The organism is Vibrio sp. CB1-5, assembly GCF_059412285.1.
Genome location: NZ_JBJHPB010000001.1, coordinates 47,584 through 69,608, shown reverse-complemented (window position 1 = coordinate 69,608; position 22,025 = coordinate 47,584). Strand labels below are relative to the sequence as shown.

Annotated in this window: 16 protein-coding genes; 12 read left to right on the top strand and 4 right to left on the bottom strand. The window is 43.8% G+C overall.

Annotated elements, in window-relative coordinates:
* Positions 1-107: 107 nt before the first annotated feature.
* From pepN to rmf, 10 genes are all read left to right on the top strand, one after another.
* Positions 108-2,717 (top strand): aminopeptidase N, encoded by a 2,610-nt coding sequence (gene pepN, locus ACJB0T_RS00205; RefSeq protein WP_479290124.1) that lies wholly within the window; start codon positions 108-110, stop codon positions 2,715-2,717.
* Positions 2,718-2,812: 95 nt separating this feature from the next.
* Positions 2,813-3,031, top strand: coding sequence for a DUF2835 domain-containing protein (locus tag ACJB0T_RS00200; RefSeq protein ID WP_479290126.1), 219 nt, complete (start codon positions 2,813-2,815; stop codon positions 3,029-3,031).
* 157 nt (positions 3,032-3,188) lie between these two features.
* Positions 3,189-8,033 carry an NAD-glutamate dehydrogenase gene (locus ACJB0T_RS00195; RefSeq protein WP_479290128.1) on the top strand — a complete coding sequence of 1,615 codons (4,845 nt, stop codon included), beginning with the start codon at positions 3,189-3,191 and terminating at the stop codon, positions 8,031-8,033.
* A gap of 208 nt (positions 8,034-8,241) precedes the next feature.
* Positions 8,242-9,252, top strand: a complete 1,011-nt coding sequence (pyrD, locus tag ACJB0T_RS00190) for a quinone-dependent dihydroorotate dehydrogenase (RefSeq protein WP_479290130.1) — start codon at positions 8,242-8,244, stop codon at positions 9,250-9,252.
* 165 nt (positions 9,253-9,417) lie between these two features.
* On the top strand, positions 9,418-9,963 hold the full coding sequence (locus tag ACJB0T_RS00185) for a cell division protein ZapC (protein WP_479290131.1): 546 nt from the start codon (positions 9,418-9,420) through the stop codon (positions 9,961-9,963).
* Positions 9,964-10,547: 584 nt separating this feature from the next.
* A complete protein-coding gene (rlmKL, locus tag ACJB0T_RS00180) occupies positions 10,548-12,671 on the top strand; it encodes a bifunctional 23S rRNA (guanine(2069)-N(7))-methyltransferase RlmK/23S rRNA (guanine(2445)-N(2))-methyltransferase RlmL (protein WP_479292252.1) in 2,124 nt (707 codons plus the stop codon).
* A gap of 8 nt (positions 12,672-12,679) precedes the next feature.
* On the top strand, positions 12,680-12,931 hold the full coding sequence (locus ACJB0T_RS00175; RefSeq protein ID WP_479290133.1) for a glutaredoxin family protein: 252 nt from the start codon (positions 12,680-12,682) through the stop codon (positions 12,929-12,931).
* On the top strand, positions 12,909-14,831 hold the full coding sequence (locus ACJB0T_RS00170; protein ID WP_479290135.1) for an ABC transporter ATP-binding protein: 1,923 nt from the start codon (positions 12,909-12,911) through the stop codon (positions 14,829-14,831). The genes ACJB0T_RS00175 and ACJB0T_RS00170 overlap by 23 nt, the downstream gene beginning before the upstream one ends.
* A 5-nt stretch (positions 14,832-14,836) precedes the next feature.
* Positions 14,837-16,942 (top strand): DUF3466 family protein, encoded by a 2,106-nt coding sequence (locus ACJB0T_RS00165; protein ID WP_479290137.1) that lies wholly within the window; start codon positions 14,837-14,839, stop codon positions 16,940-16,942.
* A gap of 164 nt (positions 16,943-17,106) precedes the next feature.
* A complete protein-coding gene (gene rmf / locus ACJB0T_RS00160; protein ID WP_042475718.1) occupies positions 17,107-17,280 on the top strand; it encodes a ribosome modulation factor in 174 nt (57 codons plus the stop codon).
* A 126-nt stretch (positions 17,281-17,406) separates the two neighbouring features.
* On the opposite strand, the gene fabA is transcribed toward rmf, so the two are convergent.
* Both fabA and ACJB0T_RS00150 read right to left on the bottom strand, forming a co-directional pair.
* A complete protein-coding gene (gene fabA / locus ACJB0T_RS00155) occupies positions 17,407-17,925 on the bottom strand; it encodes a bifunctional 3-hydroxydecanoyl-ACP dehydratase/trans-2-decenoyl-ACP isomerase (RefSeq protein WP_479290139.1) in 519 nt (172 codons plus the stop codon).
* Between the two features lie 70 nt (positions 17,926-17,995).
* On the bottom strand, positions 17,996-19,633 hold the full coding sequence (locus ACJB0T_RS00150) for a S16 family serine protease (RefSeq protein ID WP_479290140.1): 1,638 nt from the start codon (positions 19,631-19,633) through the stop codon (positions 17,996-17,998).
* 171 nt (positions 19,634-19,804) lie between these two features.
* On the opposite strand from ACJB0T_RS00150, the gene matP reads away from it, so the two are divergent.
* Both matP and ACJB0T_RS00140 read left to right on the top strand, forming a co-directional pair.
* Positions 19,805-20,263: a macrodomain Ter protein MatP gene (matP, locus tag ACJB0T_RS00145; RefSeq protein ID WP_479290141.1), complete on the top strand. Its 459-nt coding sequence runs from the start codon at positions 19,805-19,807 to the stop codon at positions 20,261-20,263.
* A gap of 5 nt (positions 20,264-20,268) precedes the next feature.
* Positions 20,269-20,580 carry a DUF3634 family protein gene (locus ACJB0T_RS00140; protein ID WP_479290143.1) on the top strand — a complete coding sequence of 104 codons (312 nt, stop codon included), beginning with the start codon at positions 20,269-20,271 and terminating at the stop codon, positions 20,578-20,580.
* A gap of 78 nt (positions 20,581-20,658) precedes the next feature.
* Here ACJB0T_RS00140 and ACJB0T_RS00135 read toward each other — a convergent pair whose 3' ends face one another.
* Together ACJB0T_RS00135 and ACJB0T_RS00130 are read right to left on the bottom strand one after the other, a co-directional pair.
* A complete protein-coding gene (locus ACJB0T_RS00135; protein ID WP_042498800.1) occupies positions 20,659-20,910 on the bottom strand; it encodes a hypothetical protein in 252 nt (83 codons plus the stop codon).
* 616 nt (positions 20,911-21,526) lie between these two features.
* Positions 21,527-21,904: a phage protein gene (locus ACJB0T_RS00130; protein ID WP_479290145.1), complete on the bottom strand. Its 378-nt coding sequence runs from the start codon at positions 21,902-21,904 to the stop codon at positions 21,527-21,529.
* Between the last annotated feature and the right edge of the window lie 121 nt (positions 21,905-22,025).

The following is a 22,025-nucleotide window of genomic DNA, read 5'->3' as shown; positions in this document are numbered from 1 at the left end:
TGGTTTGCAAACATTGTCTGCAAACCTTTGTCTGTAGGAGTATAATCGACGCGATTCAGCAATATTTCAATATGCTGCTAACAAATAATAAAGACAAGGACTAAAGGATGACGGAGTCAGCACCTAAAGCCAAATACCGAAGTGATTATCAATCACCTTCGCACACTATCACAGATGTAAACCTCACTTTCGATCTTCACGAAACTCAAACTCGTGTCATCGCTATCTCTCAAGTTAAACAGATGGCCAATGAAAAAACGTTGACGCTAGATGGAGAAGGTATTGAGTTAGTACAAATCAGTGTTAACGGACAAGTTTGGCAAGATTATGCGCAGACCGACACTGGCTTGGCGATTCATAATCTACCGACAGAATTTGAACTCGCGATTGAAAATATCATTTCGCCTTCAACGAATACCGCGCTAGAAGGTCTGTATATTTCAGACGGCGCTTACTGTACTCAATGTGAAGCTGAAGGCTTCCGCCGTATTACATACTTCCTCGATAGACCTGATGTTTTGGCGAAATACACGACGAAAGTGATCGCAGACAAAGCAAGCTTCCCATACCTGCTAAGCAATGGTAATAAGATCGCGGAAGGTGAGTTAGAAGACGGCAAACATTTCGTGACGTGGGAAGATCCGCATCCGAAGCCATCTTACCTGTTTGCATTAGTCGCAGGAGACTTTGATGTATTGCGTGACAAATACATTACGCGCTCTGGTCGTGATGTCGCACTAGAGATTTTTGTAGATAAGGGTAACTTAGATCGCGCTAACCATGCCATGGTTTCGCTTATTAATTCTATGAAGTGGGATGAAGAGCGTTTTGGTTTGGAATACGATCTTGATATCTACATGATCGTTGCCGTTGATTTCTTCAACATGGGTGCGATGGAAAACAAAGGCCTAAACGTATTTAACTCAAAGTTTGTTCTTGCCAACGATCAAACGGCGACGGATACCGATTACCTTGGTATCGAAGCAGTCATTGGCCATGAATATTTCCACAACTGGACTGGTAACCGAGTAACTTGTCGTGATTGGTTCCAACTAAGCCTTAAAGAAGGTTTGACCGTATTCCGTGATCAAGAGTTCTCATCTGATTTAGGTTCACGTTCTGTCAACCGTATCAACAATGTACGTATTATTCGTGGACCTCAGTTTGCTGAAGACGCAAGTCCAATGTCACATCCAATTCGTCCAGAGAAAGTGATTGAAATGAATAACTTCTACACTTTAACGGTTTACGAAAAGGGCAGTGAAGTTATTCGAATGATGCACACCTTGTTGGGTGAAGATAAATTCCAAGCGGGCATGAAGCTTTACTTTGAACGTCACGATGGTACGGCAGCAACCTGTGAAGATTTTGTCGCAGCGATGGAAGATGCATCGGGTATCGATCTTAAGCAGTTCCGTTTATGGTATAGCCAGTCGGGTACACCAACGTTGTCTGTTACTGAGCAATATGATGAAGCTGCGCAAACTTACACCCTCAGTGTGAAGCAGGCAACACCAGCGACACAAGATCAGGCAGAAAAGCAGGCGCTACACATTCCATTTGACGTAGAACTGTATGATGAGCAAGGAAAAGTTGTCGAGTTACAACGTAACGGAAAGCTTTGCGGCAATGTGCTAAACATTATCGAATCTGAACAAAGCTTTGTGTTCGAAAATATTTCAAGCAAACCGGTTCCATCAATGCTCAGAGAGTTCTCGGCACCAGTACGTTTGAACTTTGAATACAGTGATGAACAGTTGGCGTTCTTGATGGTTCACGCCCGCAATGATTTTGCCAAGTGGGATGCGGGCCAAATGTTGCTAGCGAAATACATTAAATCCAATGTAGAAGCGGTACAAAAGGGTGCTAACGTTGAACTTCCTGAATTGGTTGTCGATGCCTTTAGAGGTGTAGTACTAAATAGTGAACTTGAGCCAGCCTTTATTGCAGAAGCACTGTCGCTACCGAGCTTCAATGAAGTGGCGGGTTGGTATGAGACAGTAGATGTTGATGCAGTGTGTGATGTACTTAAAGGGATCAAACTTACCTTAGCATCGGAACTTCAAGATGAAATGTCTGCGCTTTACCACACTCTTGCTCAAGCTGATTACACCATCGAGCACGCAGCAATTGGTAAGCGTTCATTGAGAAACCTGTGTCTTCAATACTTGGTGAATGTACCAGAGTACGCACACCTTGCTAAAGCGCAGTACCAATCGGCGAACAACATGACCGATACGATTGCTGCAATGAGCGCTGCAAACAGTGCGTCACTTACATTCCGTGAAGAAATCATGTCTGACTACAGCGAAAAATGGAGTCATGATGGTTTGGTTATGGATAAGTGGTTTGCTTTGCAGGGTGCGAATCCATCAAAAGATGCTCTAGACAACGTGAAGGCGTGTATGTCACATACCGCATTTAGCTTGAGTAATCCTAACCGTACTCGCAGTTTGATCGGTTCCTTCTTAAATATGAACCCACGTCGTTTCCACGATAAATCGGGTAAAGGCTATCAATTTGCTGGTGAGATCTTAACGCAACTCAATGAGTCTAACCCACAAGTGGCTTCGCGTTTAATCGACCCACTTCTAAAACTGAAGAAGTACGATAGTGAACGTCAAGCATTGATCAAGCTGGAGCTCGAGAAGTTGAAAGGTCTTGAGAACCTGGCTAAAGACTTGTTTGAAAAAGTCACGAAAGCGCTAGAATCTTAATGTTTAACCCACAACTGTATTTTTATACAGTTGTGGGCATTTTCTTCACTTTAGAAAAATCGATCGTTTATTACTCATAAAGCCATCACCGCGTCATGAAACACTACTATTTCACTCTAAATATTAGCTATCAACAGTACCTCACACACTATGCTGGTCATGCATCCAGTGTTTTGGTCTATACCGATCAAGGATTGAGATTACAGCTGCCAGCGACACGATTTCGTCCATTTTTAACACAATTAGGTCTAAAAGGGCGCTTCAGGTTAACAACTGACCAAAACAACAAGTTTTTACGGTTAGAATCACTGTAACCCCCGTCATTGCTAGTGATATGAATAAGTGCACCAGTCACACAATCAAACATTTCCCTGTCACATCCCACATTTTCTATTAACCCTTTCTCAATAAAGCTTTTACAATAAAGACAAGCCTACACCCCTCATAAAAACAAAAAAGTGGAGCGTTAATATGACCACGCGCGAACCCGTTGTTCCGGTTCTATTGGAGAAAGTTTATCAACTGATTGAATCTAAAGTAGAAGGCGTCAATCAGCCATTAGTGACTAAACTTGCCAAACACATTTTCAGCAACGTTTCCCCTGACGATTTGCTACAGAGAAACGAATCAGACTTGTATGGTGCTGCTGTCAGCCTTTGGCACCATCTCAATGAGAAAAAGTATGATGAGATTTCAGTTCGAGTATTCAACCCGACGGTAAGTCGTCATGGTTGGCAGTCCACTCATACCATTGTTGAAATTGCGGTGCCAGATTCTCCATTCTTAGTCGACTCTGTAAAAATGGCACTCAATCGTGTTGATCTTACCTGTCATATTATGCTGCATGGTCCAACTCAGTTTGAGAGAAATGACCAAGGCCAAATTACTTCGGTCAATGAAGGGAAAGGGCATCTTCAATCCGTGTTCCATATCGAAGTGGATAGACTGAGCGAAAAATCAGAAATGACGGCGCTTAAAGATGAATTGATTTCTATTTTTGAAGACACCAGTTTGGTGGTCAACGAATGGGAGTCAATGTCAGATAAGCTCAAGCAAATTACGAAAGACCTAGTAAAAAACAAAAGCAAGCTGCCATTAGAAGCGGATCGTTTTGATGAGACGATTGCATACTTAGAGTGGCTGGGTGATCACAACTTCACATTCATGGGATACAAAGAATTTGATCTGATTAGTGAAGAGGGGGATTCGGTATTAAAACCAACTGACGAGCTAGGACTAGGCTTGTTTTCGAAAGCGGAACGCGTTCGCTCGGTGAAGATTTCTGAGTTCTCCGATTCGGCGCGCTTAGAAGCGAAAAAGCCGTTTCTACTTATCCTGACAAAAGGTAATAAAGCGAGCCGCATTCACAGACCTGCTTATACCGACTATGTAGGCATTAAAAAATTCGACGCTAACGGCAAGGTCATTGGAGAACATCGCTTTACCGGTCTTTATACCTCTGCCGTGTATAACCAAAGTGTTTCAACCATTCCACTTATCCGTGAAAAAGTAGAGCGTATCCTATCGGCAAGTGGCTATCGAGATGGTTCGTACTCTTACAAAGCACTGAGAAATATTCTTGAAAACTATCCACGCGATGAGTTACTGCAAGCAAAAGAAGAAGAGCTTCTCGAGATTGGTATGGGTGTGGTGCAAATGCAGGATCGTGATTTGATCCGATTGTTTGTGCGCAAAGATCCGTTTGGACGCTTTTTCAGCTGTATGGTCTACGTGAGTAAAGATCGTTACAACACCGAGCTAAGAAAAGATACGCAACGGATCCTGAAAAACTATTTTGGTATTGAGCAAGAGGTTGAGTTTACGACTTATTTCTCTGAGAGCCCACTGGCTAGAACCCACTATATCGTTAGGGTAGATAACAATAATATGGATGTAGATGTGAAGGCGATTGAACGAAACCTAATGGAGGTATCTGCGTCTTGGGATGACCGTTTGTCTGACGCTATCGTTGCTAACTTTGGTGAAAGTAAAGGATTGCCGCTCTCTAAGGTGTATTCAAAAGCGTTCCCGCGCTCTTATAAAGAGGACATGATGCCAACATCGGCGGTGGCAGACATTGAACGTCTGGAAGCGCTGGATGAAAACAACAAGTTAGGCATGCTTTTCTACCGTCCACAAGAAGAATCAGCTAACTCTAAGGCGGTTCGTCTTAAACTTTATCACCGTGATGAGCCAATCCATCTATCTGATGTCATGCCGATGCTGGAAAACCTTGGTTTACGCGTGATCGGTGAGTCGCCTTACGAGATCGTTAAAACCGACGGCGGTACATATTGGATCCTAGATTTCTCTATGCTTCATAAGAGCGACACTGCAGTGGATCTTCGTGAAGCAAGAGACCGCTTTCAGCAAGCCTTTGCCGCAATTTGGTCTGGCGATCTTGAAAGCGATGGCTTCAACCGACTCGTGCTAGGCTCAGGCTTAACTGGCCGTGAAGTGTCTATTCTTCGTGCTTATGCTCGCTACATGCGCCAAGTCGGCTTCCCATTCAGTCAGCACTACATTGAAGATACACTAAATCACTACCCAGAATTGGCGAAAGATCTGGTTGAGCTGTTTACCCAACGCTTTATGCCTTCACTCAAAGGCAGTAAGAAAGGCCAGCAGCGTGTGATTGAGAAAATCAATAAGCAGCTTGATCAAGTCGATAGCTTGGATGATGACCGTATTATCCGTCGTTACGTTGAAATGATTTCAGCGACACTGCGCACCAACTACTACCAGAAAGATAAAGCTGGCGAGCACAAGCCATGGCTATCGCTTAAGCTTGAGCCTAAGAACATCCCAGAAATCCCAGCACCTGTGCCGGCATTTGAGATCTTTGTGTATGCCCCAGATATTGAAGGTGTGCACCTTCGTGGTGGTAAGGTTGCTCGTGGCGGTCTACGTTGGTCAGACCGTCAAGAAGACTTCCGAACCGAGATTCTTGGTTTGGTGAAAGCGCAACAAGTTAAGAACACTGTAATTGTTCCAGTTGGTGCAAAAGGTGGTTTCGTTTGTAAGCGTCAGCCACAACTCTCTGGCCGAGACGAAATCTTTGCTGAAGGTCAGCGCTGTTATAAACAGTTCATTCGAGCACTATTGGATGTGTCGGACAACATTATTGAAGGGGAAGTGGTTCCTCCTAAGAGTGTAGTTAGACACGATGAGGATGACCCATACTTAGTTGTTGCTGCTGATAAAGGTACCGCAACCTTCTCCGATTTAGCGAACTCAGTATCAGATGAGTATAACTTCTGGCTAGGGGATGCATTCGCTTCCGGTGGTTCAAATGGTTATGACCACAAAGCCATGGGCATTACCGCAAAAGGTGGTTGGGAGTCAGTGAAACGTCATTTCCGTGAAATGGGCATTGATTGTCAAGACCAAGACTTTACGGCCATTGGTGTCGGTGACATGGCAGGGGATGTATTCGGTAACGGTATGCTGCTTTCCAAGCATATTAAGTTACAAGCTGCCTTTAACCACATGCATATCTTTATTGATCCAAATCCAGCGTCTTCTGCTAAGAGTTGGGATGAGCGCAAGCGACTGTTTGATCTTCCTCGCTCTAGTTGGGAAGACTACGATCCTAAGCTGATCTCTAAAGGTGGTGGTGTCTTTGCTCGTCGTGCCAAATCGATCACGCTGACGCCAGAAATCCAAAAAATGCTGGGCACTAAGAAAGCGTCTGTTGCACCTAATGATCTTATTAAGATGATTCTGGGCATGGAAGTGGATCTACTATGGAATGGTGGTATTGGTACTTATGTGAAGGCGAGTTCTGAAACGCACACCGATGTGGGTGACCGCGCGAATGATGTGTTGCGTATCAATGGTAGCGAGCTAAGAGCTAAAGTTGTTGGCGAAGGCGGTAACTTAGGTATGACACAGTTGGGTCGTATTGAATACGCTTTGGCTGGTGGTCGTGTTAATACCGACTTTGTCGATAATGTTGGCGGTGTTGATTGCTCGGATAATGAGGTCAACATTAAGATCTTCTTGAATGGTCTTGTTTCAAATGGCGATCTAACGGTCAAGCAACGCAACCAAATCTTGGAATCTATGGAAGATGAAGTAGGTGAGATTGTTCTTGATGATGCTTACTGTCAATCTGAATCGATTTCGGTCACAGAATTCCAAGGTGTCTCTCTTGTGAAAGAGCAGATCCGTTTTATTCATACGCTAGAGAAGGCGGGGCATTTGGATCGTGCTCTGGAGTACATTCCATCGGATGAAGATCTGCTTGAGCGAGAGAAGCAAGGGATTGGCATGACTCGTCCTGAGCTATCGGTATTGGTGGCTTACGGTAAAATGGTGCTGAAAGAAGAGTTGGTGACAGATGACATCGCCAATGACCCATATCATCAGCAACAACTGACCCAATACTTCCCATCAGAGTTACGCCGTAACTACTTAGAAAGTATGCCAAATCATCCACTGCGTGCAGAAATAATCTCAACTATGCTTGCAAATCAAATGGTTAACGAGATGGGCTGTAATTTTGTGACTCGCTTGCAAGAAGAAACAGGTGCGACCGTGGTCGACATTGCCAATGCGTACGCGGCATCTCGTGAAATCTATGGTTTTGCTTATACTTTCGAGCAAATTAGAAAGTTAGATAATGTCGCGAGCTCGGAAGCACAGTATGAACTGTTGTTTATCGTTCGTAGAACGCTGCGTCGATTGGCGCGTTGGATTTTGCGTAACCGTCCAGGTAAGCAGTCGGTTGAAGAGTTGGTCGCTCGTTATCGTGAAGACGTTATTAAAGTTGAGCAAACACTTGAGAAATGTTTGGTGGCCGAAGAAGTCGAAGAGCATCATGAACTAGCTCAAGTTTGGGTTGAGCAAGGGGTAGGTAGCGAACTGGCGAACTATGTGTCGCGTTTGTCTAGCTTACTTTCTGCAGTTGATATTGCCGAAATTGCAGCTGAAGCAAGCTTTGATGTTGAACGAGCGTCGAAACTGTACTTCCACTTAGGCGATCGTCTATCACTGCATTGGTTCTTGAATCAAATCAACGGCCAAGCAGTTGATAACAACTGGCAAGCATTGGCAAGAGCGGCATTCCGTGAAGATCTTGATTGGCAGCAACGTCTATTGACTGCTCAAGTACTGCGATGTGGTTGTGGGGGAGATTCAGATGACGTGATCCTGTCACTTGATAACTGGATGGAGACTAATACACATAGCCTTCAACGTTGGGAAAATATTCTCAATGAGTTCAAAGTGGGGAATGTACACGAGTTCGCTAAGTTCTCGGTCGCACTGCGTGAACTCAGTTTGTTGAACTTGAATTGTGCAAATAGTCTATAGGTTAACTGCCTGATATCATAAAAATAAGCGCTCTTTGGGGCGCTTTTTTTTAATCCAGCGACTAGTTTAGTGACGGGGTAACGTTAATTTGATGAAATCTTATGCGAAACGTTTGCTTTTTTTCGATAAAGACAAATCTTGATTGCATGTTTAGGCGAATCAGTAAATAATACCGCCCCGTTTACACGGGTTTTCTATCGGAGGCACAATGCTTTACCGTCTTGCCAGAACTGGCTTTTTCCAACTTGATGCCGAAAAGGCTCACGATCTCGCTATTCAAAACTTCAAGCGCTTCACCGGCACACCACTTGATCTCGCTTATCGCCAACAATTACCAAATCGACCAGTAGAATGCATGGGTTTGACGTTTAAAAACCCTGTCGGTCTAGCTGCAGGTCTAGACAAAAACGGCGAATGTATTGAAGCATTCGGCGCAATGGGCTTTGGTTTTGTTGAAGTTGGTACGGTAACACCACGCCCACAGTCAGGTAACGATAAACCACGCCTGTTCCGTTTGGTAGAAGCGGAAGGCATTATCAACCGCATGGGTTTCAATAACCTGGGTGTTGATAATCTGGTGGAGAACGTTAAAAAAGCCAAATACGACGGTATCATCGGTATCAACATTGGTAAAAACAAAGATACGCCAATTGAGAAGGGTGCTGAAGACTACATTATCTGTATGGAGAAGGTTTATGAGCACGCGGGTTACATTGCGGTGAACATTTCATCTCCTAACACTCCTGGGCTGCGTACTTTACAATACGGCGAAGCTTTGGATGAACTACTTGCTGAGTTGAAAACGAAGCAGGAGGAACTGGCTGAAAAACATGGTAAATATGTACCTCTTGCACTAAAGATTGCACCGGATCTTAGTGACGACGAGATTAGTCAGATTTGCGATTCGTTGATCAAAAACCAAATTGATGGTGTGATCGCAACCAATACCACATTGGATCGTTCTGTCGTTGAAGGTATGAAGCACGCCAATGAAGCTGGTGGCTTGAGCGGCCGTCCAGTGCAGTCCCGCAGTACAGAAGTAGTGCGTTTATTAGCTAAGAACCTTGATGGTAAGCTTCCAATCATTGGTGTTGGTGGCATTGACTCGTACGTGTCTGCAAAAGAGAAGCTAATGGCTGGCGCTTCGTTAGTACAGGTTTACTCTGGCTTCATCTACCACGGTCCAAAACTTGTTAAAGACATCGTTAAGAATCTATAAGCACTTTTATTTACTAAAGTGACTAGGTTTCAATCGAGAAAGGGGAAATTAGTTTTCCCTTTTTTTTTTTGTTTATTCGTTTTTAGAATTAGTAACAACTGACCAACAGGTAATTAAGCGTTTTACCTAACAGTCTGATTATTCTTTAAATATAGAGACGGAACGATGCTTAAACCCAGCGATACATGGATCTGGTATATGGATGAGAGTGAAGACTCTCTTATGCTGGACTTGGGAGACGATATGGTATTTAAAACCAATCTTTCCCGTAAACTCCTTGTCGACTGCGCGATGGGTCAGAACAACTTTACTGTCGATGACGCATCCGCGTTTCAAACTTTTAAAGACCAAATTAGTGTACTTGGGTTATCAGAGCCTAGACAGGCGGAGCTAACGCTGTACTGCGTGGCCGCCAAACGCTTCCATAAACCCGTACAACCAAAAAGCTGGTTCTTCGATCATCAAGATGGCTCTTATCAGCCAGAGGAAGGGGAATTAGTTAGATTGGTAAACTCACATTCAGAAGGCTTCTTCATCGTTCTGGAGGTGGGAGAGAGTGCCAGTTTGTGTGTGTTAGTCGACTTAGAGTCATTCAGTTTGACAGCAAGCAAGCAAGTCATGTTTGGCCAAAGCATTAAGGTGATGCACGACCGTATGACGTGTGCACAGCAATTTATTGAATTAAACCAGCCTATTGCTCTTGTTGGTTAGAGCGGGGCATTTAGAGCGCGTTAACGCGCCTTATAAGAAAAAGCAGTGGCAGCTTTAAACAACAATAATATGTGTTTCTTTCATTTCTCGTAGAATTTATCGGCCTAGTTGGCCGATTTTTTTTGTCTGCTGTTTACCAAAAACCTACAAATCCCTCTCAGTTTTACTCCCCAAGCGAACTCTTTGACCACTCAAGCGGCGATGTTTTGTCGTGTCTATTTTGTTGCAGAGCAAATAATTTGCATTTTTTTGACTCCAAAAGTGACGTATTTATTTCGCTTAAGAGGGCGAATTAACTAGCGAATTCCTCATTTATGCATTTTTGTAACTAAATTACACGCGAAAAGTGCGTCTGGTATATACCAAAATTGGCTCGAATAAGTATTCACTATCGCGAAAGGCATTGGTTTATCGTGTATAAATTAAGTTGAAGCTAATATTAGGTGTTGGATTGTGTTAGGCACTTACAGCGGTTAAAGCTTGTGCGAACAAACACTTTGAAAGCAGGTTATTGAAGGATTGTTTAGTGACAGGCGGCAATGTCAGGTATAATCAACACCATTTTTCACAGCCAGATGAACACTATGAACCAATATCTTGCCGTCACTTCTAACGGACTTGAAAACCTTCTCGCTCAAGAGCTTGAACAAATGGGCTTAACTTCTGTAAAGCCTGTTCAAGCAGGGGTGAAATTTAAAGCGACAAATGAGCAGATTTATCGCGCTTGTTTGTGGAGCCGTTATGCTTCTCGCTTTGTTAAAGTACTGTCGGAATTCACTTGCCAAGATGATATGGACCTTTATCTGGCTGCATCGTCCATTAACTGGGTTAATCACTTCCACAGCACAAAGAAATTCATTGTTGATTTCAACGGTACCAACCGAGAGATCCGTAATAGCCAATATGGCGCAATGAAAGTGAAAGACGCGGTAGTGGATTGCTTTAATAAGAAGAACTTGCCAAGGCCAAACATCAGTAAAGATAGAGCTGATGTTCGTGTGCATGTGCGTTTGCACCGTGATAAGGCACTGATTGGTCTCGATATGGTGGGTTCAGGTTTGCACCAACGTGGCTATCGTACTGAATCTGGCCGTGCACCACTTCGTGAAACATTGGCCGCGGCTATTGTCGCCAGAAGTGGGTGGGAGCAAGGTAAGAACATGCTCGATCCAATGTGTGGTTCGGGTACCTTGTTGATTGAAACAGCTATGCTTGCAGCCAATATGGCGCCAGGTGTGAACCGTAAGACTTGGTGTTTTGAAGCGTTAGAAGACTTCGAGCCAGAAGTTTGGGCTGAAGTGAAGTCGGAAGCGAATGTACAAGCTCGTCGCGGTGTCAAAAAGACTGACAGCAGATTTTGGGGCTTTGATAACGACCCTAAAGTCCTTCGTACTGCAAAAGAAAACGCAAAGCGCGCAGGCGTTGATGATTTGATTACGTTTGAACTTGGCGATGCTAGCAAAGTGACTAAGCCTGCAGAGTTCGGAGAGGGCGTGATTGTGTGTAACCCTCCTTATGGTGAGCGACTAGGTACTGAACCAGGTTTGATTGCGCTGTATACAGAGTTTGGTAATCAGCTAAAAACTGAGTTCGGTGGTTGTCAGGCATCGATTTTCTCAAGTTCAGATGATTTATTAAGTTGCCTGCGCATGCGTGCGGATAAGCAATTTAAGTTGAACAACGGTGCGTTACAATGTCACCAAAAAAATTATTCGATTTCAGCGCGTAGTGCAGAACAGATTGCTGGTAACAATGACCTTCAAGTAATTGCACCTGACTTCTCAAACCGTTTGAAGAAGAACATAGCGAAAATCGGCAAGTGGGCTAAGAAAGAGGGATTAGACTGCTACCGTATTTACGATGCAGATTTGCCAGAATACAACGTTGCGGTAGACGTATACCAAGATTCATTGGTCATTCAAGAATACGCGGCGCCTAAGAGTATTCCGGAAGAAACAGCAAAGCGTCGCTTAACAGATATTATCCGTGCTTCGATTAAAGTGACTGGTGTTGACACCAACAACGTCGTTTTGAAAACTCGTGAGAAGAAGAAAGGCAGCTCACAGTACAATAAGCTTGCTCAAAAGTCGGCAACCATGAAAGTTCATGAGTACGGCGCACAGTTGATTGTAAACTTGCATGACTACCTAGATACGGGGTTGTTCCTAGATCATAAAATTACTCGTCGTAAACTGGGTGAAATGGCGCAGGGCAAAGATTTCTTGAACCTGTTCGCATATACAGGTTCAGCGACTGTTCACGCTTCGCTTGGTGGTGCAAAGTCCACGACCACAGTAGATATGTCTAATACATATCTTGAGTGGGCGAAAGAGAACATGAAGTTGAACGGTCAAGTAGGCCGCCAGCATCAATATGTTCAAGCAGATTGCTTACAATGGCTTGCGAAAGCAAACGGCAGTTACGATCTTATCTTTATCGATCCTCCAACGTTCTCAAACTCTAAGCGTATGGAGCAATCGTTCGACGTTCAACGTGACCATGTCACTTTAATGCGTGACTTGAAACGCCTACTAAGTGCAGACGGGACTATCGTATTCTCAAACAACAAACGTCACTTCAAGATGGATTTGGACGCATTGGAAGAAATCGGCCTAACGGCGAAAAACATTTCTGATAAGACCTTGCCACTCGACTTTGCTCGTAATAAACATATTCATAACTGCTGGGTTATCTCTCACAATAGCTAATACGAATCATGACAAAGGAACTGACATTATACAGCACTGAAGGTTGCCATCTCTGTGAGATGGCCCTTGAGCTAATCAAACAAGTAGGGCTTGGGGAACAGGTAGAGATTGTCGATATCGCTTTCGACGATGAGCTGTTTTCTCGTTACGGCGTCACTATTCCAGCGGTCAAAGTGGATGAATCTGAGATCAACTGGCCCTTCGATATCTTACAACTACAACAATGGTTAACAGTCAATGGCATTACTTACCATCCATAATGGACAACTTGCATTTGGTGATCACCCGCTTCTAGATAAAACGGACTTTGCGCTTCAAGAAAATGAACGTGTGTGTCTGGTTGGTCGAAACGGTGCTGGCAAGTCAACGTTAATGAAAGTATTGGCAGGCGACATCATTATGGATGATGGCAAGCTGCAAATTACTCAAGATGTTGTGGTATCTCGTCTAGAACAAGATCCTCCTCGCGACCAAGCTGGAACGGTCGAAGACTATGTTGCTGAAGGCTTGGCAGAGATCGGTGAGCAGTTAAAGCAATACCACGCTTTACTTGAGCTGGTGGCTCAGGATCCAAGTGAATCTCATATCAATCGCTTAGCCAAAATTCAAGAGAACCTCGAAGTTTCAGGTGCTTGGCGCTTTGAGGACCGCATTAAAAACATTCTTGGTGCTCTAAAGCTAAACGGCGCTACGCTACTTAGCGATTTGTCTGGTGGTTGGCAGCGCAAGGCGGCATTAGCTAGAGCGTTGGTGTGCGATCCTGATGTCTTATTACTCGATGAGCCAACCAACCATTTGGATGTAACCACCATCGAGTGGCTAGAAACCTTCTTAAAAGATTTCCGTGGTTCTATCATCTTCATTTCTCACGACCGAGCGTTTATTCGCTCAATGGCGACACGCATTGTTGACCTTGACCGTGGCCAGCTTGTTTCTTTCCCGGGCGACTACGAAAAGTACCTAGTAGAAAAAGAAGAAGCGTTGCGTGTTGAAGAAATGCAAAACGCAGAGTTCGACAAAAAGCTAGCGCAAGAAGAGGTGTGGATAAGACAGGGCATTAAAGCACGAAGAACTCGTAACGAGGGTCGCGTACGAGCGCTGAAAAAACTTCGCGAGGAACGTAAAGGCCGTAGAGATGTACAAGGCAAAGTGAATCTTAAGCTCGACGACACCGCGCGTTCTGGCAAGATTGTATTTGAAGCTGATGGTCTGAACTATGAGATTGAAGGCAAAACCATTATCAATAACTTTTCGTTCAATATCCAACGTGGTGATCGTATTGCGCTTATTGGTCCTAACGGATGTGGTAAGAGTACGTTGATCAAGTTGTTACTCGATGAGCTTACACCGACATCAGGTAAGCTCAAGTGTGGTACCAAGCTCGAAGTCGCTTATTTTGACCAGTATCGTGAAGCATTAGATCCAGAAAAGAGCGTTATTGATAACCTTGCTGATGGTAAACAAGAAGTGATGGTTGGCGGACGTGAGCGTCATGCGCTAAGTTATCTTCAAGACTTTTTGTTTGCACCAAAACGTGCGAGGACCCCAGTAAAAGCACTTTCGGGTGGTGAGAAGAACCGTCTATTGCTTGCTCGTATCTTCCTGAAGCCGAACAACTTGTTGGTGCTCGATGAACCAACCAACGATTTGGACATTGAAACCTTGGAGCTTTTGGAAGAGTTACTAGGAAACTATCAAGGCACACTGCTTTTGGTGAGCCACGACCGTCAGTTTGTTGATAATACTGTGACCGCTAGCTGGATTTTTGAAGGAAATGGGGTTATCGAAGAGTTCGTTGGTGGTTATCATGATGCTCAGCAGCAGAGACAACAGGTGTTGGACGCACGTAAAGCGTACGAACCAGTAAAAGAGAATAAAAAACAGCCAGTTGAGCAAAATAACAAAACACAAGCAGTGAACTCTAAACCTAAGAAGCTGTCCTATAAGCTACAAAGGGAATTAGAAGCGCTACCAGCTTTGTTAGAGCAACTGGAGCAAGAGCTTGAACAACTACAGGAAACAGTGAATGACCCTGCGTTTTTTGCCAAGCCTGTAGAAGAAACACAACCTATTTTAGATAGTTTAGCTGCAAAAGAGCAGGAGCTAGACGTTGCTTTTGAGCGATGGGAAGAGCTCGAAGCAATGCAACAGGAAAGTTAGTTTTGATGAGTCGTAATATTTTTAAGTTTTCATTGATTGCTGCAAGTGTACTTGCAGCGACATCAAGCCACGCTGCTTTGTATAAAGTAGTGGAAGTTGATCCAACCGGAAGTATTAAATCGACCGGTGTTTTTGTTGAAGATGCGCAAGGCGTGATCACTGAGTTTTATGGCTCAGCAATAGAAAAAGCGGATGCGACAAACCCGATGGGGTGTTTTGCCGAAGGTGCGACATGTAGTGAGTATCGTCTGTTCGGTGATTCTCGAAATGGATCAGAAGGACACTCATACCGCCAAGAGATTCCATTTAACTACGATTCGTCATTCTTCTATACCGATTGGAACCGTAACCGAGATTATTGCCGTTCTGAGTTAGGTTACCAGACCTGTGATCCAGGTTGGGCTGATAAAATGTGGTACAGCTTTAGTGATGTAGGTGGTCTGTTGCGTGAGCGCGACGCGTTTTACAATTCATCGCAAATTGGATGGAACAACATCGCTGGTGAAGATAACTATTTGTCCAACGCTCATGGCTTTAGTGAAACCACGCCGGCGTCCAACCCGGATCAAGCATCTACTGCAACGAGAATGGGCGTAGCGCCAACTTCGGACTATAAACCTGGTGGCGTGGCGACACCTGATACTAATTCAGAAAATGTCGTTATCAATAGCTTAACGTCTGATAAAGGTATGGCAATTGGTAACACTAGCTCAGGCTACTACCGCATTAACGCGTCTAGTGATGGAGCAAAGGGCAATTTAGCAATCGCTTATCGTCATCGTGGCTTTGTGCAAAATGGTGATACCACAGAAATGTTGTTACCACTATTGGTAGACTCTCCGAATAGCGATCAACGAATTACCAACCAAATGGGTCGTACCATGGGTTGGAGTAGTTTCAATTATGGTGGTAAAGAATACATCGTAGGCAGTGCTGCTGTCGCTCCGTTTGACTACAACGATGACAATAAGAACTGGAATGGTGATCTGAATAACTGTTTGATTGAAGATCCGGCATCTCGCGCTGATTGCCAGAACTTTGCTTTTGCGACTAAAACTGCGGTATGGGACTCAACCAATTTTGCAGCGGGCGCTTCAATTGTGTCTAACTGGCAAAATGGTGTACCAACTAATAACGACAGAAAAGCGTCACAAGGTAGTGCTCGTGGTGCTGTAATTGCGGCGCAAGATAGTGCTTCGGACAACCCGAGAAACGGAAAACCATTCCTTGTTGGCTTAAATACCACTGGTGATGGCTCAAATAGTTTCCTTCAAGCAACAGTATTCGTACCATCGACCACATTTGATCCGGGCGCGATTGACACCGCAATACAGTGGTCTCCAGTGACAGTAGAAAACGCCCGAATCAAGTCTGGTGATGACTTTATTTATAGCAATTCATACGCCACTGATATCAACAAAAACCTTGTGTTTCTAGGCGCGTCTAAGCGACGTGGCGACAAACGTGAAAATGGTGCAGCGGCAAACCGTATGTTCTTGGGTCAAGTGACCCTAAGCAATGATGAAAACGGTAGCTATTCTACACCTACGGCGCGCTACTTAGACGAGCTAAATGGCAATAGCGGCATCTTCTTCCGTGGCGTAGGAGGAGAACCAGGTGCCATTAACAACTTCAATGAGATAGTCGGTGCCGTTGATGCCGAGCAATCTACAGAGTATTTTGGTAAAAAACGACGCCAGCGCGGATTTATTTACCCTTATAACACTACTGGGACGGATGCTGAGAGATTGGCTATCTTCCAAGGAAAACCATGGTTACTGGACGATCTCACCAATGGCGGTACCTACAATACGCAAAATAACCAATACCGTGTTGTCGATGCAGCCGACATCAACGATGATGGTGTGATCGCAGCAACAGCGCTCAAATGTGAAGGCGGATATGACACCACTGGTCATAATTCTTACTGTGGCAATGGTCAAAAGAAAGAAAAGGTAGTGGCAGTTAAGTTGATCCCGATCGCAAATGCTACATCAGCCGACATTCAAACACGTGGTATTGAAGCTCAACCAGTGAAGCGAAGTGGTGGTAGTCTAGGTTGGATGGCGTTGATTATACTTGGATTCTTTGGGTTACGCCGTAACAAATAGTCACAAGTGACATAAATCCCAGCTTCACAATAGTGGAACTGGGATTTTTTGTGTCTTGAGATCGCGGCCAAAATGAGCAATTATTAAAGAGGAGTCACAATAGCTCCATAAATCTTTAATGATAGAAAGTCGGGAAACCGATTTTGTATAGCGAGGACCGTACTATGAAGAGACAAAAGCGTGATCGTCTAGAACGAGCTCAATCACAGGGTTACAAAGCTGGATTGAATGGGCGATCGATGGAAGCCTGTCCCTATCAACAAATGGATGCAAAGTCGTATTGGCTTGGCGGTTGGCGTGACGCGAGAGATGATAAACAATCAGGACTCTTCAAGTAGTCGGGAGCGAAATTGAAGTAACAAAAGGCCTCAAATGAGGCCTTTATAGTAGGTATCTAATGCACTATAACTAAATGTTCTTGGGAAAAATAAACGACTCGAGAGAGTCGCTTATTTAAAACTAACTTAGAAAGCAGAAGTGTCTTTAAACAAGCCTACTTTAAGATCTTTTGCTACATAGATTTCTTTGCCATCAACCAGCACACGGCCATCAGCAATACCCATAACTAACTTGCGGTTTACAACACGTTTCATGTGCAGTTCGTAGGTAACTTTCTTAGCAGTAGGCAGTACTTGACCAGTAAACTTCAGTTCACCTACACCGAGTGCACGACCTTTACCTTCGCCACCAATCCAGCCAAGGTAGAAACCAACAAGCTGCCACATAGCGTCCAAACCAAGACAACCTGGCATTACTGGGTCACCGATAAAGTGGCAGTCGAAGAACCATAGATCAGGAGTAATATCCAGTTCAGCAACGATCAAACCTTTGCCAAAGTCACCTTCAGTTTCGGACATTTTTGCTATGCGGTCCATCATCAGCATGTTTGGTGCTGGAAGTTGAGGGTAGCCCTCACCAAATAGTTCTCCGCGGCTAGAGGCTAGAAGGTCTTCACGGCTATAAGATTCACGTCTGTTTTGCATTATTTATTACTCCAAATTTGCGTTAGGCCATCTTAGTGAACAGGTGTACGCTAGACAAGTCCGACCACGACTAGACAAACCAGTTTTTAATCCGTGTCACAAATGACTCTGGCATTTCATGTTTTTCAAAGTTTTCAATACGTTCAGCTATCTTACCAATCACACTATCTTCGGTGTCACTTTTGAATGGTTGACCCAGCAGAAGAGGAATTACTTCGTCTACGTGAGTCACAGACCAAATATGAAATTCTTCATTTTTGATGCTTTCAACAAGCTCTTTGTTCAGTGCTAGGTGCTGAACATTGGTTTTAGGCAAAATGACACCTTGCTTGCCTGTTAAACCTTGGTGTTTACATACGTTATAAAAGCCTTCCACTTTCTCATTCAAACCACCAACAGCTTGAACGCGACCAAATTGGTCGACAGCACCGGTAACCGCAATTTGTTGGTCAATTGGATAGCCCGATAGCGCACTCACTAAAGAACATAACTCAGCTAATGACGCACTGTCTCCGTCTACTTCACAATAAGACTGCTCAAATACAATGGAAGCAGAGTATGGTAGTGGGGCGTCTAGGTCGAGCTCAGAAGAGACAAATGCCTGCATGATCATCATGCCTTTGGCGTGGATGTTGCCACCAAGGTCAACTTTTCGCTCGACATCAGATACATCGCCATCACCAAAGTGCACAACGCACGAGATACGAGCAGGTTCACCATAACTGATAGGGTGTCCTGGGATATCGATAACCGTTAAACCATTTACTTGGCCGACTTGTTTGCCTTGGGTTTCAATGACAACTTGACCTTCCAAGATATCATCGATAGCACGTTCCGGCAGATAGGACTCGCGACTTCGCTTCGCTTCAATAGCTGCTTCTATGTGTTCAGAAGATATCGTTGAATTGTGACTGTACGATGATGCTTCACAAAGCAGAGCTTTATGCCAATCAACAGAAAGTGGCCAGTATTGTTTGTCTTCTGTTTCGCGCGAGCCGGCTTGAAGTAGCTTCAAGTAGCCCGAACGATCAAGTTGTTTATCTGATAGGAACTGCGACATCATCGAGTTTACAAACGATAAATATTGCTTGGCTGTTCCGTGCGTCACCTTCAAATCGTTCTCGATTTCAGTGTATTGCATAAAGCCAGAGCGAAAATCACCGTCGATGAAATCTAAATCGGATAGCTGTTCACGATCGCCAATAACGATAAGCTTAAAATCTGCTGAAAAAGTAGGAGGTGTCAACGCGCGAGTTTTGGTATCAACCGAGACACTATCTAACTTTGCACCTTGAAGCAACGCTTTTAGATTTGTCCAAACACCAAGACTTGCAAGCGCAGTTTGAGTCGATGAAATGAGAAAACCACCATCAGCTTGTGTTACTAAACCTTGTGCAAGAGAAGGTTCATTCTCAGACATTTGATAGCGATCGAACAGCAAGCTCGGATCTGCATCTTTACTGACGACGGTTTTGTGGCCTAGCGCTTCTATATGATCGCTGACGAGTTGTCGATGAAACAAGTTGTCGCCATCTTTAATGATCAATACTTTTGAAGGGCACGCATCAGAGACGAAAAACGACAGTGCCGCTTTAAGGCGAGGCTGTAGTTCAATGGCATCTAGTGGAGCGAGAGAAGTTGCGTTATCGAGTAGATCAGCGAAATCGCTATAAAGGGGGCAGACTTGTTGCCAAGGGACTTGATTCATTGCGTCGTAACTTAAGTTAAATTTGCACGAAGTATACAATGAATCGCAACTCAACGTTAGCTTTTCAACTGCTCATATAGCGAGCAAAATCCCATTAACTGAGCATTGTTATTGAGAAGTTTGGAATCTTGGGTTACGCTGTCACTGTAAACAGAGTAGGGATGCAAACCAATGAAATACCAACAACTTGAAAACTTAGAATGTGGTTGGAAGTGGCAGTATTTAACGAAGAAATGGCGCGAAGGTGAGAACATCACGCGCTATATTGATACCAGTGAGATCGAACAAGCAGTATCAATGCTTAAACAGCTAGAGCATGAACCTACTCTGGTTATTGAGTGGATTGATGAACATATGTCAGTTGAACTCGACAATAAGCTCAAACAGGCGATTCGGGCTAAGCGTAAGCGCCATTACAATGCCGAGCAAGTACACACCAAAAAGAAGTCCATTGATTTGGATTTTCGCGTTTGGGAAAAACTATCTCATCGCGCCAACGATCTCGGCTGTACGCTCTCTGAAGCCATCGAGTATTTGCTAAGCGAAGCATCTCGTAGCGAGAAAGCCACGCAGAAAGTAAGCAGTTTGAAAGAAGACTTAAGTAAGTTATTAGGTGACGAAGGGAGGTAGTCGCTATGTTGTATGTCGTGTTGCTTGGGGCTGTAGTTGTATTTTGGCTAGTTGCCATTGATCGACCTTCGTTAGTTGTCGAGATGAAAGAAGGCGAGATCACCAAAACTAAAGGCCATTTGCCACCAACGTTCAAACACAACCTTAAAGAGATTGTAGAACGAGATAAAACGACGGGAGACCTTAAGGTATACCAAACTCGTAGCGGTATGAAACTTAAGTTTAGCAAAACAATTTCCAAGAACATACAGCAAAGAATTCGAAATATTTTTCCTCATCAAAGCTTCAAATCTAAAGGTAAGAAAAAGAGCCGTTAGTAGATAGAGAAAAGGGCAGCAATGCCCTTTTCCTATACGTTTCTAATGCACTATAACTAATATCATCGACAACAATAATTAAGCTTTAGCCGCAATTTCACGCTCGTCCCAAATTTTCATTAACGTTCTACGCGATTCAGAGTCGAGCATTTGAATTCTTCTGCAGGTCCAGTTCTCCGCGATATAGTCAGCCATTTCTAACGAAACAGGGTTATTGTCCGTTAGGTAAGTTTCTAGCGCCGATTCCGCTTCTATTAGAGATAGCCCCTCTACATCCCACTTTTGGATACGAACGTAGCTGTTTTTGAACCATTCAATCGGAAGTGACATAGAAATCTCCTTTTCTATTATCTAATCATTATTTTCAAGACACATTGTCTTTTCGCTGAATCTAGAATTGAATATTTTGATGATTTTGTAAAGGGTAGTGTGAAATAAACTTAATAAAAATTTCTAAATCTAATTTAGGATTTATTGCGTGAATATTAGTGGGCTATAAATTTGTCATGATAATGGCTTTGTTTGTCTTAACTTTGTTTGATATGTGTGAGCCTTATGATTGGTGAGGTTAAATAAATAAAGGGGTTATGTTGCTAACTTCTAATATTCACCTCGATTTATTGTAGGGAGTTAGAGGGGGTGTCCGGTAAATATATATAATACAAAGCTAAATGCTTCAATTCATAAATCCTTGTTTACTTATTCCATTGCTGGATATAACAGCGACTAGGAATTATGATGGTTGATGTGATAGGGCCGTGACTGGATATATATTATCATTGACCGCGCGGCCTATTGGTCTGTGTATTATACTCCTCAGTGATGCATTTGGTGTTTATTGGGCTGAGTTATTTCTTAAGCAGTATTGAAAATCCCCCCAAATGCTTTGCTTAACATTAGTTTATGCAAGCCTGTTAATCTAACAGCGGTTGACAAGGCGCTGCAGTCATGCTAAATCCGGCAGTAAATTTTCTTTCGCTGGATAGTGCTTAACGTTATCCAAATGCCCATGGATCTCAACGAGCTGTATGTGTTCGTCACGCCAATAAACAAACGATTCGAGTTCGTGAGGGCTAAATTCTCGACCAGTCGGAGTGATGAGCAGAGCGCGAGCTTCATCAACACGAAAACCACGCCAGCGCATATCATTGGGCACATAGCCCAGAGATTTCATAATCAGCAGTTTTTCAGCCATCGGATTGATCGGAACCGTGCCATCGAGCCAACGTCGAACGGTGGCCACATTCACATGGAAAAACTCAGCGCCTTGACGCACAGATTTAAATTCTCGCCAGTAGAGCGTTTTGAACGAATCATAAAACATGAAATGCCTAACAAATTTGAAGGGAGGCGAAAAAAATTTTCCGCCTGATTTGCAGCTGTAAGAGTCGTAATTTACCGAACGCTGCATAATGCGCAGCACATGTGGAAGCAAGCGACTCACA